The 15,869-nt window shown below is 70.7% G+C and carries 15 protein-coding genes, 1 tRNA gene and 1 pseudogene; 7 read left to right on the top strand and 10 right to left on the bottom strand.

Annotated features, from left to right (window positions below; translation table 11 throughout):
• The first annotated feature begins 988 nt into the window (after nucleotides 1–988).
• On the top strand, nucleotides 989–1,261 hold the full coding sequence (locus tag ACY1JF_RS05750; protein ID WP_462704061.1) for a hypothetical protein: 273 nt from the start codon (nucleotides 989–991) through the stop codon (nucleotides 1,259–1,261).
• On the opposite strand, the pseudogene ACY1JF_RS05755 reads toward ACY1JF_RS05750, so the two are convergent.
• A pseudogene (locus ACY1JF_RS05755) lies at nucleotides 1,240–1,374 on the bottom strand (IS5/IS1182 family transposase); the annotation flags it as partial. The gene ACY1JF_RS05750 and the pseudogene ACY1JF_RS05755 sit on opposite strands and share 22 nt — an antisense overlap.
• A 261-nt stretch (nucleotides 1,375–1,635) precedes the next feature.
• On the opposite strand from ACY1JF_RS05755, the gene ACY1JF_RS05760 reads away from it, so the two are divergent.
• A complete protein-coding gene (locus ACY1JF_RS05760) occupies nucleotides 1,636–2,181 on the top strand; it encodes a DUF6461 domain-containing protein (protein ID WP_462703877.1) in 546 nt (181 codons plus the stop codon).
• Between the two features lie 61 nt (nucleotides 2,182–2,242).
• On the opposite strand, the gene ACY1JF_RS05765 is transcribed toward ACY1JF_RS05760, so the two are convergent.
• The 3 genes from ACY1JF_RS05765 to ACY1JF_RS05775 all read right to left on the bottom strand — a co-directional run bounded on the left by ACY1JF_RS05765 (nucleotide 2,243) and on the right by ACY1JF_RS05775 (nucleotide 3,602).
• Nucleotides 2,243–2,599, bottom strand: coding sequence for an ATP-binding protein (locus ACY1JF_RS05765; RefSeq protein ID WP_462703878.1), 357 nt, complete (start codon nucleotides 2,597–2,599; stop codon nucleotides 2,243–2,245).
• A gap of 349 nt (nucleotides 2,600–2,948) precedes the next feature.
• Complete coding sequence (locus ACY1JF_RS05770; protein WP_462703879.1) at nucleotides 2,949–3,452, bottom strand: hypothetical protein; 504 nt, start codon at nucleotides 3,450–3,452, stop codon at nucleotides 2,949–2,951.
• Between the two features lie 66 nt (nucleotides 3,453–3,518).
• Nucleotides 3,519–3,602 (bottom strand) — tRNA-Leu (locus ACY1JF_RS05775).
• Between the two features lie 474 nt (nucleotides 3,603–4,076).
• On the opposite strand from ACY1JF_RS05775, the gene ACY1JF_RS05780 reads away from it, so the two are divergent.
• Together ACY1JF_RS05780 and ACY1JF_RS05785 are read left to right on the top strand one after the other, a co-directional pair.
• On the top strand, nucleotides 4,077–4,847 hold the full coding sequence (locus ACY1JF_RS05780; RefSeq protein WP_462703880.1) for an ABC transporter ATP-binding protein: 771 nt from the start codon (nucleotides 4,077–4,079) through the stop codon (nucleotides 4,845–4,847).
• 54 nt (nucleotides 4,848–4,901) lie between these two features.
• On the top strand, nucleotides 4,902–7,421 hold the full coding sequence (locus tag ACY1JF_RS05785; RefSeq protein ID WP_462703881.1) for an ABC transporter permease: 2,520 nt from the start codon (nucleotides 4,902–4,904) through the stop codon (nucleotides 7,419–7,421).
• 60 nt (nucleotides 7,422–7,481) lie between these two features.
• Here ACY1JF_RS05785 and ACY1JF_RS05790 read toward each other — a convergent pair whose 3' ends face one another.
• Together ACY1JF_RS05790 and ACY1JF_RS05795 are read right to left on the bottom strand one after the other, a co-directional pair.
• Nucleotides 7,482–8,783: a class I SAM-dependent methyltransferase gene (locus ACY1JF_RS05790; RefSeq protein WP_462703882.1), complete on the bottom strand. Its 1,302-nt coding sequence runs from the start codon at nucleotides 8,781–8,783 to the stop codon at nucleotides 7,482–7,484.
• A gap of 202 nt (nucleotides 8,784–8,985) precedes the next feature.
• Nucleotides 8,986–10,368 carry an NAD(P)/FAD-dependent oxidoreductase gene (locus ACY1JF_RS05795; protein ID WP_462703883.1) on the bottom strand — a complete coding sequence of 461 codons (1,383 nt, stop codon included), beginning with the start codon at nucleotides 10,366–10,368 and terminating at the stop codon, nucleotides 8,986–8,988.
• Nucleotides 10,369–11,169: 801 nt separating this feature from the next.
• Here ACY1JF_RS05795 and ACY1JF_RS05800 point away from each other — a divergent pair.
• The 3 genes from ACY1JF_RS05800 (at nucleotide 11,170) to ACY1JF_RS05810 (ending at nucleotide 12,285) form a co-directional block, all read left to right on the top strand.
• Nucleotides 11,170–11,625 carry an SRPBCC family protein gene (locus ACY1JF_RS05800; RefSeq protein ID WP_462704052.1) on the top strand — a complete coding sequence of 152 codons (456 nt, stop codon included), beginning with the start codon at nucleotides 11,170–11,172 and terminating at the stop codon, nucleotides 11,623–11,625.
• Between the two features lie 121 nt (nucleotides 11,626–11,746).
• Nucleotides 11,747–12,019, top strand: a complete 273-nt coding sequence (locus tag ACY1JF_RS05805) for a type II toxin-antitoxin system Phd/YefM family antitoxin (RefSeq protein ID WP_048457331.1) — start codon at nucleotides 11,747–11,749, stop codon at nucleotides 12,017–12,019.
• Entirely contained in the window at nucleotides 12,016–12,285 is a 270-nt protein-coding gene (locus ACY1JF_RS05810; RefSeq protein ID WP_462703884.1) for a type II toxin-antitoxin system RelE family toxin, read from the top strand. The genes ACY1JF_RS05805 and ACY1JF_RS05810 overlap by 4 nt, the downstream gene beginning before the upstream one ends.
• A 25-nt stretch (nucleotides 12,286–12,310) precedes the next feature.
• On the opposite strand, the gene ACY1JF_RS05815 is transcribed toward ACY1JF_RS05810, so the two are convergent.
• The 4 genes from ACY1JF_RS05815 to eno all read right to left on the bottom strand — a co-directional run bounded on the left by ACY1JF_RS05815 (nucleotide 12,311) and on the right by eno (nucleotide 15,709).
• On the bottom strand, nucleotides 12,311–13,264 hold the full coding sequence (locus ACY1JF_RS05815; protein WP_462703885.1) for a Ppx/GppA phosphatase family protein: 954 nt from the start codon (nucleotides 13,262–13,264) through the stop codon (nucleotides 12,311–12,313).
• A complete protein-coding gene (locus ACY1JF_RS05820) occupies nucleotides 13,261–13,794 on the bottom strand; it encodes a DUF501 domain-containing protein (RefSeq protein ID WP_462703886.1) in 534 nt (177 codons plus the stop codon). Before ACY1JF_RS05820 ends, ACY1JF_RS05815 begins: the two co-directional genes overlap by 4 nt.
• A gap of 30 nt (nucleotides 13,795–13,824) precedes the next feature.
• The gene (locus ACY1JF_RS05825) at nucleotides 13,825–14,307 is read right to left on the bottom strand and encodes an FtsB family cell division protein (protein ID WP_462703887.1); all 483 of its coding nucleotides are present in this window, start codon (nucleotides 14,305–14,307) and stop codon (nucleotides 13,825–13,827) included.
• 112 nt (nucleotides 14,308–14,419) lie between these two features.
• Nucleotides 14,420–15,709, bottom strand: a complete 1,290-nt coding sequence (gene eno, locus ACY1JF_RS05830) for a phosphopyruvate hydratase (RefSeq protein WP_462703888.1) — start codon at nucleotides 15,707–15,709, stop codon at nucleotides 14,420–14,422.
• Nucleotides 15,710–15,869 lie beyond the last annotated feature (160 nt).

Genomic DNA, 15,869 nt, shown 5'->3' on the forward strand with positions numbered 1-15,869 from the left:
GGCATCCTGGCGCGCGGCCGGACGGCTTCCGCCCGTTGGTCCGCTCGACCGGCGGTGCGGAGCAGACGCCGCCTGAGTCCGCCGGCGATCACCGGCGTTCGCCTCACGCTCCTGACGGCCCCGTGCCGCAATGCAGGGTGACCACACCACCGCCCCAGTGGAGTCCGGCCTCACAGCGCCTGTGGCGAGCAGTACGCGACGGCGAACTCCTCCGTCTCGCCGCCACCCCGCCCGAAGGCCGGACGGCGCACAGCCCGGACGCCGGGTCACGGGAGGTGCCCGCCGAGGTGGTCGCCGCCCTGCTGCTGCGTCCACCGGCACCGGAACCGGGAGCCGTGCCACGGCTGCGGCCGGCCGGCGCGCGCGTGACCGGGCGGCTTCAGCTGCGGTGCTCCACCGTCGGACTTCCCTTCTCACGGCAGCGTCCCGCCGGGTGGTGCAGCCGATCAAGGCGCCGGAATCGCAGACAGGCCGGAGGCGACTCGCCTCATCCTCTCCACCGACGACCGCTTGCCGCACGTCCACCGCGCATGGCGTGGGCCGGCGGTCACCCGGCCGACCGGCCCGCGGGGCTCCCCGACGATTCCGAGGCAGCCCGGCAGCCGCCTCCGGACACAACCCGCACGGAAAACGCGAACACTTCCTGCTCCATCGTCCTCCCCTCGCTCATCTGAGCACCCTCCTGACGTTTGCTCCCCATCTGCTCACGTCATCCGGCGGTGGGTACACGACTCCGACGGCCACCGGGGAAGTGAACCCGAGACGGCGTCCCGTGCGACCTGCACCGGCAAGGCGCCTCTTTGACCGTCGAGCTCACAGAGAGCACCAGGGTCTCAGTGCTCGATCCCCTGCACCACGGAGCGGAACGCGACCCTTCTCACTGGTCGGTTGCCGTTTCGACGAGCCAGTGGAACTCGCCGACGCCTCGCCGCGCGCAGCGGACTTCGCGGACTGCCGCACGCCTCACTCGCAGGCCGACAGACCGCGAGTGGACGGCGATCTGCGACTCGACCAGGTGGCCGGCGGCGGAGTGTCCCTGTTCGGCGCGCGGGTCAACGGCGATCCGCGGCTCACCGCCGCCCGGCTCACCGGCGACGGTTCCGCCTGCGTCGTGAACTGTCCGCAGTCGCGTGATGAGCACCCGTGGAACGGTGACGTGCTCCCCGCCCCAAAGGCCAGGGAGCGCGTCAAGTCGGCCTTGACCAGAACGGGCCCGTCGGCACCGAGTCTTTTCCAACCTCAGTTTGAGCAGGTGAGATGAAGGATGAGGACGGCCTGGACGAGGCTGGTGATGCGGATGGTGCCGCACCGGGGCCTACGCAGGAGGCGCCAGTCCTTGAGGGTCGCGACGGCGGGTTCGACCAGGCCGAGGACGTTGCCGGTGAGATCGGTAAGGTAATAGTAAGACTTCCCGCCAGTCGTCATGGAGTTCAAGGCGCCCGCCGGTTCGCGGATGAATCCGGTGTCGACACAGTCGAGTAGCAGGCCCGCCGCTCCAGTCGATCCACGGGGCTCCGCCCGGGGACTGACTGGAGGGCTGAACGAGACCCATGGAGAGCAGGTGCCCAACCCCTGGCGGCGGGAGAATTCGGACCAGTTCTGCTTGGGTTTTTCCTGGGGAAAACCCCGGAACAGGTGATTGCCGTCTACGGAGCCGATCTCGACAAGGCTCGCCGGCTGTCCGCAGGGGAAGCTCCCGCGGCGCCCGCCCTGGGCACCGCACTGCGTGCCGGGTCACTGGGGCGATGGGCCTTCTGCCTGGAGTTCGACAACCCGATCGGCTGTACAGCAAAAATCATGCGCGACCTGTCAGAGCGCACCGAATCGATCATCCTTCTCCGGACAGCGAAAGCATTGAAGACGTTCCACTATGTCGTGGACGGGAAAGTTCACGAATGGTTCGAGCCTGGATACCCACCCAGTGTTCGAGGTCGGAGCCGACATGGTTTCGCGCCTGAAATCCATGCCCTCACCTCTGCCGGCGCGGATGCGATCGCGGCATGCTCGCAGGTCATCTCTCAACACATCGGCCATGAACTCGGCACGGAGATTCTCCACGGACCCCTGCTGTCCGCAGTGATCGCCGAGATCGACCGCCCCGCCCTGGACCACCCGGATCCTCCACTGCTCCATTCGCCGTCTCCCCGAGGAAGTTCCAGTCGCCTGGGACGACGGCTGTAGCACACCACCGCCTCTGCCGCACCCCCCGGGGCCCTCGCTTCTTCGTCGGCGGCGGCATCCGTCATCCGGTGACCTCCGCCCACACGCTCTTGCCCCACCTGTAGGTGGTGATGCCCCAGTCGGCGGACACCGCGTCGACCAGGCGCAGGCCCCGGCCCGTCTCGGCCAGCGGGTCGACGTCCAGGACCCGGGGCGTCTCCCGGCTCCTGTCCGTGACGGCCACCCGTACCCGGGAGCGAGCCGTGCGGGTCACGGTGAAGCGCAGGACGCTGCCCCGTGCGTGCCGGTGGGCGTTGCTCACCAGCTCCGTGGCCAGCAGCCCGGCGTCATGGGCCAGATGGTCCAGGTGCCACACGGCCAGCACCGTGTCCGGTGTCCGGCGCGCGTCCTGCGCGGCCCGCTCGTCCCGCTGCAGCACCCCGGAACAGGCCGGGTCCCCGGTAGCGGAAGCGACCGGGCACCAGGACGGCCGTAGCCGTTCCGGAGTCTCAGTCTCGTGGGTGGTGGTGCTCGCCATGCTGACGCTCCCAAGCGGTTTCACGCGGTTTGCTTCTACGGCGAGTACAACGGGGAATACGCTCGGTGCACCAGGACCGGCAGGCGCCGATGCGTCTAACGGGTATAACGCCCTGCTCGGGAGGGCGGGTGAGATGGCGAATCACTCGCGTGCGCGCAACACCGCACTGGAAGAGGCCCTGCGTGAGGCCGATCTGACGTGTGGACTGGCCGCCGCTGCTGTCCGCGTGGTGGCCGCCGAGACCGGCGCGTCACTCCGCACGAACCGGGCAGCTGTGGGCCACTGGGTACAGGGCCTGCGCCCCAAGCCACAGACTGCGACGTACGTTGCCGAGGCGCTCTCGCGCAGGCTCGGCCGCACTCTGCGGCCCAGCGATCTCGGGTTGTGCGACCCCGGACAGGACCGGCCCGTCGAGGAACTGGGCCCGCTGCTGGGCGCCGATCCGGTGGACGTGCTCAGGCGGATCGGGGAAGCGGACATCCACCGGCGGAAGTTCCTCACAGGAGCGGCCTACAGCGTCGCAGCGGCTGTCCTGCCGCTGGGCATGGACCAAGCCGTCGAGTACGAGCAGCGGTCCCAGGCCGGCCACACACGGGTAGGGGAGGCGGAGATCACCGCCGTCCGCGACGTGGTCGACATGTACACCCGCATCGACGAGCGCCACGGAGGCCAGCACGGCCGCAGCGCCGTCGTCCAGTACCTGCGGTCCGATGTCGTCGACCTGTGCCGGGCGACGTTCGCCACCGACGAGCACCGCCGGGCGGGACGAGGGCGCCGGCCCCGCGGGGGTGTTGCCGCCGGTCGCGCGCGGCAGTGGAAGTGCCCGGAGCCGGACTCGAACCGGCACGCCCGCGAAGGGGCAGCGAGGTTTAAGCTCGCCGTGTCTGCGTTCCACCATCCGGGCAGGCCATGGGCTCCGCGTCGAGGATCGAGCCTATCGGGGCGCATCCCCCGGACGGCGGGAGGGTGGGCTGATGTTGTCTTATTTTATTGATGCCTGAGGGGTCATCAGCACTCCCAACAGACCATCCGCACTTGCCAGTAGCCTTGCGCGCGACGGTCCGCCGCGCATGCGGAATGACGGAATTTCACCGTTCGAACAAGGGCGCTCCACCGGTTCTCGACCACGGCCGTGCCCGGCCTCCCAGGACGGCGGGTCGTCGGGGCAGCGGGTCGCCAGGACCGCGGGTCGCCAGGACGGCGGGTCGTCAGGGCGGCGGGTCATCCGCAGGTATGACGCGGGCCCCCGGTATCCGACCGAAGTCGTCCCCGGAACGGGAACAGCGGCTGACTACACGGCGACCGGTCGCCGGAACGATGGTGCGCGGATCCACTCCACAGGATTCCTCCCCGTCGTCGTCCTCACAGGAGCGCCTCCGTGACCACCGCACCCCCCACCGACCGGTCGACCGCCGTCGCAGCCCGCGCGGTGGAGCTGTCGAAGACCTACGGCCAGGGCGAGACCCGGGTGGTCGCCCTGGACCGGGTCTCCGTCGACTTCCGGCAGGCCGAGTTCACCGCGATCATGGGGCCGTCCGGCTCCGGCAAGTCCACGCTGATGCACTGTGTGGCCGGGCTGGACACCTTCTCCTCGGGGTCGGTCCGCATCGGGGAGACCGAACTGGGCTCCCTCAAGGACCGGCAGCTCACCAGGTTGCGGCGGGACAAGATCGGGTTCATCTTCCAGGCGTTCAACCTGCTGCCGACCCTGACCGCCCTGGAGAACATCACGCTCCCCATGGACATCGCGGGCCGCAAGCCGGACAAGGAGTGGCTGGAGACCGTGATCGGGATGGTGGGGCTGTCGGGCCGGCTCGGGCACCGGCCCGCGCAGCTGTCCGGCGGGCAGCAGCAGCGGGTCGCCGTGGCCCGGGCGCTGGCCTCCCGGCCGGAGATCATCTTCGGTGACGAGCCGACCGGCAACCTCGACTCCCGCTCGGGCGCCGAGGTGCTGGGCTTCCTGCGCAACTCGGTGCGGGAGCTGGGGCAGACGGTGGTGATGGTGACCCACGACCCGGTCGCCGCGTCCTACGCGGACCGCGTGGTCTTCCTGGCGGACGGGCGGATCGTCGACGAGGTGCACGAGCCGACCGCCGACACGGTCCTGGACCGGATGAAGCGGTTCGACGCCAAGGGCCGCACCAGCTGACGGCCCCCTCGGACAAGACCCCCGCCCCCTCACGTCTGGACTGAGAAAACCCCCATGCTCCGTACCGCCTTGCGCAACGTCCTCGCGCACAAGGCCCGGCTGCTGATGACCGTGCTCGCCGTGCTGCTCGGCGTGGCCTTCGTGTCGGGCACCCTGGTCTTCACCGACACCGTCTCCGCGGCGTACGAGAAGTCCTCCGCCAAGGGCTTCGACCAGGTCGACGTCTCCCTCACCGCGGCCTGGGAGGAGGAGGCCGACGAGCGGGCCGAGCTGACGCCGGCCCTCCTGGAGAAGGTGACCGGGACCGACGGCGTGGCCTGGGCCATCGGCAGCGTCACCGCCTCCGTCGCCCTCGCCGACAAGAACGGCGACCCGGTCGGCGGCGGCTGGCAGGTTCGGGGAGGCAACTACTGGGGCGCCGACGACCCCCGCCACCCCCTCACCGCGGGCCACGCGCCGAAGGGCGCCGGCGAGGTCGCCCTCGACGCACGGACCGCCGACCGCACCGGCTACCGGGTTGGTGACACGGTCCGCGTGTCCGTCGACGGCCCGGTCCTCACCCCCACCGTCAGCGGCATCTTCACCACCGACGACGGCAACGTCGCGGCGGGCGGCAGCCTCATCCTGTTCGACACGGCCACCGCGCAGGAGCTGTTCGGCCGGCAGGGCACCTACGACGAGATCATCGTGAAGGCGGACCCGGGCACCGGCGAGGGCGCGCTCATGGCCGCGCTCGGCAAGGCCCTGCCGAAGGACACCGTCGAGATGACGACCGGTGAGCAGCTCGCCGCCGAGCAGGCCCGGACCACCGCCTCCTCGATGGACACCCTGAAGCGGACCCTGCTGGTCGCCGCCGGCCTCTCGCTGTTCGTCGGCACCTTCCTCATCGCCAACACCTTCACCATGCTGGTCGCCCAGCGCACCAAGGAGCTGGCGCTGCTGCGCGCCGTCGGCGCCTCGCGCCGCCAGGTCACCCGGTCCGTACTGTTCGAGGCGCTGCTCGTCGGCACGGTCGCCGCGGTCACCGGTCTCCTCGCGGGCATCGGCATCGGCGCCGGACTGCGCGCCCTGATGAACTCGCTCGGCGCGGACTTCCCGGACGGCCCGCTCGTCATCGGCGCGAGCACGGTCGTCGCGGCGCTCGCCGTCGGCGTACTGGTCACCGTGCTGGCCGCCTGGCTGCCCGGCCGCCGGGCCGCGAAAATCCCGCCGGTGGCCGCGATGAACAGCCTGCACGCCAAGCCGACCACCCGGTCGCTGGTCCTGCGCAACACGATCGGCTCCCTGATCACGGCGGCGGGCGTCGCCGCCGTCCTGGCCACGACCACGACCGACGACGCCACGGGCGCCCAGGGCCCGATGGCCCTCGGCGCGGGGCTGGTCGTCATCGGCGTCTTCGTCCTCACCCCGCTGCTGTCCCGCCCGCTGATCGCGGCCTCGGCCCCGGTGCTGCGCCTCTTCGGTGTCTCGGGCAAGCTGGCCCGGCAGAACGCGGTGCGCAACCCGCGCCGCACGGCCGCCACGGCCTCCGCGCTGATGATCGGGCTCACCCTCATCACCGGCATGACGGTGGCGGCGACCGGCGTGCAGAACGCGATCGACAAGATGGCCTCGGACTCGATCGAGGCCGACTACGTCGTGTCGATGGCCAACGGCGGCTACCTCTCCCCGGACGTCGAGAAGGAGCTGGCCGGGGTCGACGGCGTCACCGCCAGCAGCCCGCTGCGCAGCTCCTACTCGACCGTCGACGGCCGGTACACGTCCCTGACCGGCGTCACCGGCGCCACGTTCGGGAAGCTGACCGACCTGCCGGTGACGGACGGCGCCTTCGAGATCGGCGGCACCCGGGTGGTCGTCGACGAGGAGACCGCGAAGGAGCACGGCTGGAAGAGCGGGTCCGCCTTCACCGCGGTCCTGGAGGACGACGCCGAGCAGAAGCTGACGGTCGCCGGGGTCTACGAGCCCAACGAGATGTTCCGCGGCGTCATGCTCGACGTGGCGACGCTCGCCCCGCACCAGGAGGAGCCGGGCGACATGAACGTCATGGTGAAGATGGCCGGCGGCACGTCCGAGGCGGCCAAGGACGCGCTGGCCGGGGCCCTCGGTGACAGCCCGGCCATCGCCGTCCAGGACAAGCAGGACATCTCCGACGAGATCGCCCAGTCGATCACCCTGATGCTCAACATCCTGTACGGCCTGCTGGCCATGGCGGTGATCGTGGCCGTCCTCGGTGTCGTCAACACCCTGGCCATGTCGGTGTTCGAGCGTTCCCAGGAGATCGGCATGCTCCGCGCGGTCGGCCTGGACCGCACGGGGATCAAGCGGATGGTCCGGCTGGAGTCCCTGGTCATCTCCCTGTTCGGCGCGGTCCTGGGCATCGGCCTGGGCGTGTTCTTCGGCTGGGCCGCGGGTGAGCTGGTGGGCACCGAGGTGGCGACATACGAGCTGGTGCTGCCGTGGGACCGGATCGGGGTCTTCCTGCTGCTGGCCGCGCTGGTCGGCGTCCTGGCGGCCCTGTGGCCGGCCCGGCGCGCGGCCCGGCTGAACCCGCTGACGGCCATCAAGTCGGAGTAGCCGTACCTGCGCCGAAGGGTCCCTCCCCGGCCGGGGAGGGACCCTTCGGCGTACCGGGCGTCAGTTCCAGGTGCGGGCGCGCAGCGGCAGGCCCGAGGTACCGGACTCGGGGGTCCGCACGGCGAGGACCTGGTTGACGCCGAGGCGGTTGCGTTCGAAGGAGAGAGCGCAGGCCGCCATGTACAGGCGCCAGACGCGGGCCCGGCCGGGGGTGGTGAGCTGGACGGCCCGGGACCAGCCGGCCTCCAGGTTGGCGACCCAGCGGCGCAGGGTGTGCGCGTAGTGCTCGCGGATCGCCTCCACGTCGCGCACCTCGAACCCGGCGCGCTCCAGCTGCCCGACGGTGGTGCCGAGGGGGGCCAGCTCGCCGTCGGGGAAGACGTAGGAGTCGATGAACCCGTTCACGCTGTACGCCGACTCGTCGCGCCGCGGGCGCCGCGCGATCTGGTGGTTGAGCAGCCGTCCGCCGGGCTTGAGCAGCGCGTACAGGGCGCGGGCGTACTCCAGGTACTTCTCGGCGCCGACGTGTTCGGCCATGCCGATGGAGGAGATGGCGTCGTAGGGGCCGTCGGTGACGTCCCGGTAGTCCTGGACGCGGATCTCGATCCGGTCGGTGAGGCCCTCCTCGGCGACGCGCTTGCGGGCGTGGACGGCCTGTTCCCGCGAGAGGGTGACGCCGACGACGGTGACGCCGTGCTCGCGGGCGGCGTGGATCGCCATGGAGCCCCAGCCGCAGCCGACGTCGAGGAGGCGCGCGCCGGGCTTCAGGTCCAGCTTGCGGGAGACGAGTTCGAGCTTGTCGCGCTGGGCGGTCTCCAGGGTGGCGCCCTCGGACTCGGGGGCCGGCCAGTAGGCGCAGGAGTACACCATGGAGGGGCCGAGGAGGAGTTCGTAGAAGTCGTTGCCGACGTCGTAGTGGTGGCTGATGGCGCGCTTGTCGGTGCGGCGGGTGTGCAGGTGGCCGCGGCGCCGGCGGATCTCCTCGGCGGGCGGGGCGGGCGGCAGCGGGGGGCCGGCCAGCTTGACCAGGCCGCGGACGGCGGCGCGCACCTCGGGGTCGCGCAGCGCCCGGCCGAGGGTACGGGCGTCCTCGCCGCGTTCCCAGATCAGCCCGGTGAGCAGGTCGAGGGCGGTGTAGAGGTCGCCGTCGACGTCGAGGTCACCGGCCACCCAGGCGCGGACCAGGCCCAGTTCGCCGGGCTTGAACAGCAGACGGCGCAGCGCGCGGCGGTTGCGGACGACGAGCGCGGGTGCTCCGGGCGGGCCGGCCTCGGAGCCGTCCCATGCGCGGATGCGGACCGGGAACGGGGTTCCCAGCAGCTGTTCGACGAGGCTCTTCAGCCGCAGCGCGGCGTCTGCCATGGCGCACACCTCCGTGAGACCGGATGTTTACCCACCACGTAAACACCGGACGGGGCCAGGCGCAGTCCCGCGACGGAGTCATGACTCCGCAAAACAGCTGTACGCGGCACTCGGTCGCCGGGGGCGGGAACGGCGGAGGGGCCGTCCGCACCACGGATGGCGGACGGCCCCTCCGGGAACCGCTGGGCGAGGTGACCCGGCCTCAGGAGGCCTTGGCCTTCTCCTCGGTCTTGGCGGAGGCGGCGACCGGGGCCGGCTTGGCGGCCTCGTAGAACTCCTCGCGCGGCGTCTCGACGGCGCCGAGCGAGACGACCTCGCGCTTGAGGAACATCCCGAGCGTCCAGTCCGCGAAGACGCGGATCTTGCGGTTGAACGTCGGCATCGCCATGCCGTGGTAGGCGCGGTGCATGTACCAGGCGAGACGGCCCTTGAGCTTGATCTTCATCTTGCCCATGACGATCATCGCGACGCCCTTGTGCAGGCCGAGGCCCGCGACCGCGCCCTTGTTGGCGTGGCTGTACTCCTTCTGCGGGAAGCCCCGCATGCCGGAGACGACGTTGTCGCCGAGGACCTTGGCCTGGCGCAGCGCGTGCTGGGCGTTGGGCGGGCACCAGGCGTTCGGGTTGCCGTTCTTGCGGCCGACCAGGTCGGGCACCTGGGCGTTGTCGCCGGCGGCCCAGATGTAGTCGGTGCCCTGCACCTGGAGGGTGGCGGCGGTGTCGACGTGGCCGCGCGGGCCGAGCGGGAGACCGAAGCGGGACAGCACCGGGTTGGGCTTGACGCCCGCCGTCCACACGATCGTGTCGGCGTCGACCTCCAGGCCGTTCTTGAGCACCACGTGGCCGTCGACGCAGGAGTCCATGGAGGTGGAGAGGTAGATCTCGACCCCGCGGCTCTCCAGGTGCTCCTTGCCGTACTGGCCGAGCTTGGGGCCGACCTCGGGGAGGATCTTGTCGGCGGCGTCGACCAGGATGAACCGCATGTCCTCGCGGGACACGTTGTTGTACTCCTTGGCCGCGTCCCGGGCCATGTCCTCGACCTCGCCGATGGTCTCCGCGCCCGCGAAGCCGCCGCCGATGAAGACGAAGGTGAGCGCCCGGCGGCGGATCTCCTCGTCGGTGGTGGAGTCGGCCTTGTCCAGCTGCTCCAGGACGTGGTTGCGCAGGCCGATGGCCTCCTCCACGCCCTTCATGCCGATGCCCTGCTCGGCGAGGCCGGGGATCGGGAAGGTGCGGGAGACCGCTCCCATGGCGATGACCAGGTAGTCGAACGGCAGCTCGTACGCCTCGCCCGTCAGCGGGGCGATCGTGGCGACCTTGCGGTCCTGGTCGATGGTGGTGACCCGGCCGGTGAGGACCTCCGCCTTCGGCAGCACGCGTCGCAGGGGTACGACGACGTGGCGCGGGGAGATGTTGCCGGCGGCGGTTTCGGGGAGGAAGGGCTGGTAGGTCATGTACGACCGGGGGTCGACGACCGTGACGGTCGCCTCGCCGTAGCGCATCTTCTTGAGGATGCGCCGAGCTGCGTACAGGCCTACGTACCCACCGCCTACTACGAGGATCCTGGGACGCTCCGTGGTGCTCATGGCATCGAGTATCCACCTGCTCCTGGGGGGTGCTTCGTGCGCCCCTTCACAAGCTCGGGCGAGGGTCGTGTTACACTCCTCCGCCCGCGTGACGGAGGTCATGGCGCGAGACGGGAACCGCCGCGCAGTACGCTCCGTTGTCAATGCCGCGTGAGCTGCCGCTCCGGCCTTCCGGACCCCTCGGGCCCGTTGTCGCGCGCGACCGTCCGGGCCTTTCCTTTATCACGCTTCTGAACACGTTCAAAGGGCGGTCGGGTCCCCAAAAGGGTCAACGGGAGGCCGTTCGTCACCCCTCGCGGCCCAATCTCTTGTGAAGAACTTCACGAAGTTTCCCGCGAGAAGCCCGCGGAGACCGCCCGCGAGGGCCGCCAAAGCCGCTCAGACGTTCCCCGACCTGCTCATACGTAGGACGAACGGGGCCGGTTCACCCGAGCCCGCGCAACCGCCGCCGCCCGCCGACGCGGCTCCGGCGGACGCACTCCCCCGCCCGCCGGACGCACGGCACGGTCCGCCGGACGCGCTCCACACGTCCCGCCGGGCACGCTCCACACCCCGGCGGGCGCGCTCCACACCCCCCCGGACACACTCCCCACGTCCCGCCGGACGCGCTCCCCGCCCCACCCGGCCCACCGCGTCGCCCGCCGGGACAACGGCGCGAGCTCGCGAAGTGACACGAAAGGCGCGCGGGTGAACTTCGCGTGCAATTCATGTGCGGATTCATCGCCGCCGATTCCCCCGCGCCACAAATTGCCGCCCGTATACTTCCCCTCGCCTTATTTACTGCCGCCATTCACGGAAGGAATGTCAGTGCGAGGGTACGACGTGGAGTGCGACTCACCGGCGTCGGTGGACACCGTGTACGCGGCGATAACGGACTTTTACACATACACGGAATGGCAGCCGTTCACGTCCGTGGAGCCGCGGACGCCAGGTGCCGAGTCCGGTGGGCCCGGCACGCTGTGGGCGCTGCGGCACGGAAAGAACGTGACCTGCGTACGCGTCCAGGAGACCGTTCCGCGGCGCCGGCTCGTCTACACCACGGAAGGCGACAAACTGTGGAGCGACTACCGGGGGGTGATCGAGCTGACCCCCGGTTCCGCCGGCGGTACGCACATTCGCTGGTATGCCGACTTCACACCCCGGACGCCCGGGACCGGCCTTCTCTGGAAGTGGCTCATGGGACGCATCATGAGACAACGCGTGGCGGCCCTTTCGACGTTCTCCGCCGAGCAGGAGGAAAAGAGGGGCGGAGCCTGAGCCGTCCGGTTCACCGGCTCGGCCCCTCCGCCGCCGCGAGGGCGATCCCGTCGAGGATCGCGCACGAACGCGCTTCCGTCTACGGATGCGCCGTGTACACGCCGATGCGTACACTGACTTCATGACTGAAAACACCGTGACTGTACGGGAAGCCCGCGCACACCTCGCCGATCACATCAACCGGGCCGAGGAAGGTGTCCCGACCGTCATCACGCGCAACGGCGCACCGGTGGCAGCCGTGGTCCCGATCTCGGACTTCGAAGCGTTGGAGGAAGCCGCCGACGTGATGTTGGCGCGCGAGGCCGAAGCTGTGCTGGCCGAGGGCGGCACCACCGTGACGATGGCGGAACTGCTGGCGGATCTGTTCACCGAGCAGGACGGCGAGGCGGCGTGAAGTACGCCTTCCGGTTCACCACGGCGGCACAGCGTCAGCTTCGGGCCATCAGCCGACCCGACGCCATGCGCATCCTGGCCGCGTTGACCGCACTCGGTGACGATCCGTACCGGCAATACGCCGACGTCAAGAAGCTCACCGGCCCGTCGGGCCTCTACCGGCTCAGGGTCGGTAGCTACCGGGTCGCCTACCAGATCAACGATGGTGAACTCGTCGTCCTCGTGGTCAAGGTGGGCGACCGGCGGGACGTCTACCGCAACCTGTGACGCCCCGCCCGGCACCGGCACCGTCTCAGCGCGCCTCGGCGGCGCAGCTGTGAGCTATGCCGTCCAGGATGTCGTGCTCGCTCACCACGACCTCCTCCGTGCCCGTCCGTTCCATGATCGTCCGCAGGACGAGGGCCCCCGCGCCGATGACGTCGACGCGGCCCGGGTGCATGGCGGGGATCGCGGCGCGTTCGGCGTGGGTGGAGTGGAGGAGGCGGGCGGTGATCTCGTCCACCTGGGCGCGGGTGAGGCGGGAGTGGTGGATGGCCCGGGAGTCGTACTCCGGGAGGTCCTGCGCGATCGCCGAGAGGGTCGTCACCGAGCCGGCCAGGCCGACCAGGGTGCGCGCCTCGGTGAGCGGGACCGTCCGCTCCGCCAGGTCGAGGGCCGCCTCGATGTCGGCCCGCATCGCCGCGATCTGCTCCCCGGTGGGCGGGTCGGTCACCGCGCCGTCGCGCACCAGGTGCCGTTCCGTCATCCGGACGCAGCCGACGTCGACGGAGCGGGCGGCGCGGACGTGGTCGTCGCCGACGACGAACTCCGTCGAGCCGCCGCCGATGTCCACGACCAGGAAGGGGCGGTGCAGGTCGGCGCGGCCGGTCAGCTCCCTGGTGGCGCCGGTGAAGGAGAACTCGGCCTCCTGGTCGCCGGTGATCACCTCGGGTTCGACGCCGAGGATGTCCAGCACCCCGCGCACGAAGTCGTCGCGGTTCTCGGCGTCCCGGGAGGCGGAGGTCGCCACGAAGCGGACCCGCTCGGCGCCGTGCCGCCCGATGACCTCCGCGTACTCGCGGCAGGCGGCGAAGGTCCGCTCCAGCGCCCGCGGCGCGAGCCGCCCGGTGCGGTCGACGCCCTCGCCCAGGCGCACGATCGTCATACGGCGGTCCAGTTCGGCCAGCTCGCCCGTGACCGGGTCCGCGTCCGCGACCAGCAGCCGGATGGAGTTGGTACCGCAGTCGACGGCGGCGACACGGGTCACTTCTCGTCCTCCCCGCAGGCGGTGGTCACGCACGGGCCCTTGCGCCACCACTCGGGCAGCATCCCGATCGCCTCGTCGCCCAGCGGGTTCACGCCGGGACCGGCGGCCAGCGAGTGGGCGACCAGCACGTGCAGGCACTTGACCCGGTCGGGCATGCCGCCCGCGCTCGGGAAGCCGGTCAGCTCCTCGATCTCGTCGCGGCGCCGGATGTAGTCCTCGTGCGCGGCGCGGTACGCGGCGGCCAGCTCCGGGTCGGTGGCGAGCCGCCCGGTCATCTCCTTCATCACCCCGTCGGCCTCGAGGGTGCCGATCGCGGAGGCGGCCCGGGGGCACGTCAGGTAGTACAGCGTCGGGAACGGCGTGCCGTCGGGCAGCCGGGGAGCGGTCTCCACGACGTCCGGCTGCCCGCAGGGGCACCGGTGCGCGATCGCGCGCAGTCCGCGCGGCGGGCGGCCCAGCTGCCGGCGGAACGCGTCGACGTCCGCGTCGGTGGGCTCGGTGCGCGGGGTGGGCGGCGGGGGGGTGTGCATGGCTGGCTTCTGTCGTTCTTCCTGTGGGTCCTACTGGTGGCTGGCGGCGGCGTCGGCCTTGTCGACACCGTCCCAGAGCGTGCGGTACCAGGGCCGGCCGGCGGCCCCCAGACCGGTCCGCGACTGCTCGGCGGTACCCGGGTCGATGACGACGTAACCCGTCTCCCCCGGCATCACGTAGTGCAGCCGCCGCCGGATCTGCTGCTCGGCGTAGGCGTCGTCCTGCCAGCGCGCCTTGAGGTCGCGCAGGTCCTCGACCCGCTGCCGCGCCTGCTCCTTCTCCCGCTGGAGCTCGGCGATCTCGGCGCGCTGGGCGACGTACTGCCGTATCGGGTAGGCGAGCACCACGACCAGCGAGCAGATCACCATCACCAGCAGGGCCGCCCGGCCGGTCAGCCGGGAGCGGCGGGCCTGGCGCCTGGTCTGCGAACGGTAGACCCGGGCCGCGGTCTGCTCGCCGAGCGCCCTGATCCTGGTCGCGGTCGAGAAACGGTCCCGGTCCCTCACGGCCATCTCGTTTCCCGCCTCCCGTGCACACGCGTACGTCCCCGCACACGGTACGGGACCGGGTACGGGGACGTACGTACGACGCCGCCTTCCACAGGGCGGTCGGCCCTCGCCGCGCCTACTGGTTCGCGGAGCGGAACCGGGGGAACGCGCTGCGGCCGGCGTACACCGCGGCGTCGTCGAGGATCTCCTCGATGCGCAGCAGCTGGTTGTACTTGGCGACGCGCTCGGAGCGGGCCGGGGCGCCGGTCTTGATCTGGCCGCAGTTGGTGGCGACGGCGAGGTCGGCGATGGTGACGTCCTCGGTCTCGCCGGAGCGGTGGGACATCATGCACTTGAAGCCGTTGCGCTGGGCCAGCTCGACGGCGTCCAGGGTCTCGGTCAGCGAACCGATCTGGTTGACCTTGACGAGCAGGGCGTTGGCGGCGCCCTCCTCGATGCCGCGGGCCAGGCGCTCCGGGTTGGTGACGAACAGGTCGTCGCCGACGAGCTGGACCTTGTCGCCGAGCTTGTCGGTGATGGTCTTCCAGCCCTCCCAGTCGTCCTCGAACAGCGGGTCCTCGATGGAGACCAGCGGGTAGGCGTCGACCAGCTCCGCGTAGTACTCCGTCATCTCGGCGGCGGTGCGCTCCTTGCCCTCGAAGGAGTAGACGCCGTCCTTGTAGAACTCGGAGGCGGCGACGTCCAGGGCGAGGGCGATCTGCTCGCCGGGGGTGTAACCGGCCTCCTTGATCGCCTCCAGGATGAGGTCGAGGGCGGCGCGGTTGGAGTCGAGGTTCGGGGCGAAGCCGCCCTCGTCGCCGAGGCCGGTGGACAGGCCCTTGTTCTTCAGGACCTTCTTCAGCGTGTGGTAGACCTCGGCGCCCCAGCGCAGGGCCTCGGAGAAGGACTCCGCGCCGATCGGGGCGATCATGAACTCCTGGATGTCCACGTTGGAGTCGGCGTGCGAGCCGCCGTTCAGGATGTTCATCATCGGAACGGGCAGCAGGTGCGCGTTCGGGCCGCCCAGGTAGCGGAAGAGCGGCAGGTCGCTGGCCTCGGAGGCGGCGTGCGCGACGGCGAGGGAGACGCCCAGGATGGCGTTGGCGCCCAGCGAGCCCTTGTTGTCGGTGGCGTCCAGGTCGAACATGGCCTGGTCGATCAGGCGCTGCTCGGTGGCGTCGTAGCCGACCAGCTCCGGGCCGATCTGCTCGATGACGGCGAGGACGGCCTTCTCCACGCCCTTGCCCAGGTAGCGGTTGGAGTCACCGTCACGCAGCTCGATGGCCTCGAAGGCACCGGTGGAGGCGCCGGACGGAACGGCGGCACGACCCGTGCTGCCGTCGTCGAGGCCGACCTCGACCTCGACCGTGGGGTTGCCTCGGGAGTCCAGGATTTCCCGGGCTACGACGACGTCGATGGACGGCACGAGCATCTCCTTCTTCAATGTGACGCTTCTGTGTGACGCGTGCGTGGTGACGCATGTGTGTGACGCGGAGGTGCGGCACGCAGCGGCTCTGCGGGTCCGAGCCTAACCGGCTCCGGGAGATCGGCCAGCCGGTCACCCACCCGTTGTGCGGAACCGAGAG

The sequence above is a fragment of the Streptomyces sp. SYSU D01066-1 genome (genome assembly GCF_054956795.1).

What these genes read in the sequence shown, in the direction of transcription:
- ACY1JF_RS05785 (WP_462703881.1), top strand. Translation starts at nt 4,902, where the DNA reads ATGCTCCGTACCGCCTTGCGCAACGTCCTCGCGCACAAGGCCCGGCTG.
- ACY1JF_RS05790 (WP_462703882.1), bottom strand. Translation starts at nt 8,783, where the DNA reads ATGGCAGACGCCGCGCTGCGGCTGAAGAGCCTCGTCGAACAGCTGCTG.
- ACY1JF_RS05795 (WP_462703883.1), bottom strand. Translation starts at nt 10,368, where the DNA reads ATGAGCACCACGGAGCGTCCCAGGATCCTCGTAGTAGGCGGTGGGTAC.
- ACY1JF_RS05800 (WP_462704052.1), top strand. Translation starts at nt 11,170, where the DNA reads ATGTCAGTGCGAGGGTACGACGTGGAGTGCGACTCACCGGCGTCGGTG.
- ACY1JF_RS05805 (WP_048457331.1), top strand. Translation starts at nt 11,747, where the DNA reads ATGACTGAAAACACCGTGACTGTACGGGAAGCCCGCGCACACCTCGCC.
- ACY1JF_RS05820 (WP_462703886.1), bottom strand. Translation starts at nt 13,794, where the DNA reads ATGCACACCCCCCCGCCGCCCACCCCGCGCACCGAGCCCACCGACGCG.
- ACY1JF_RS05825 (WP_462703887.1), bottom strand. Translation starts at nt 14,307, where the DNA reads ATGGCCGTGAGGGACCGGGACCGTTTCTCGACCGCGACCAGGATCAGG.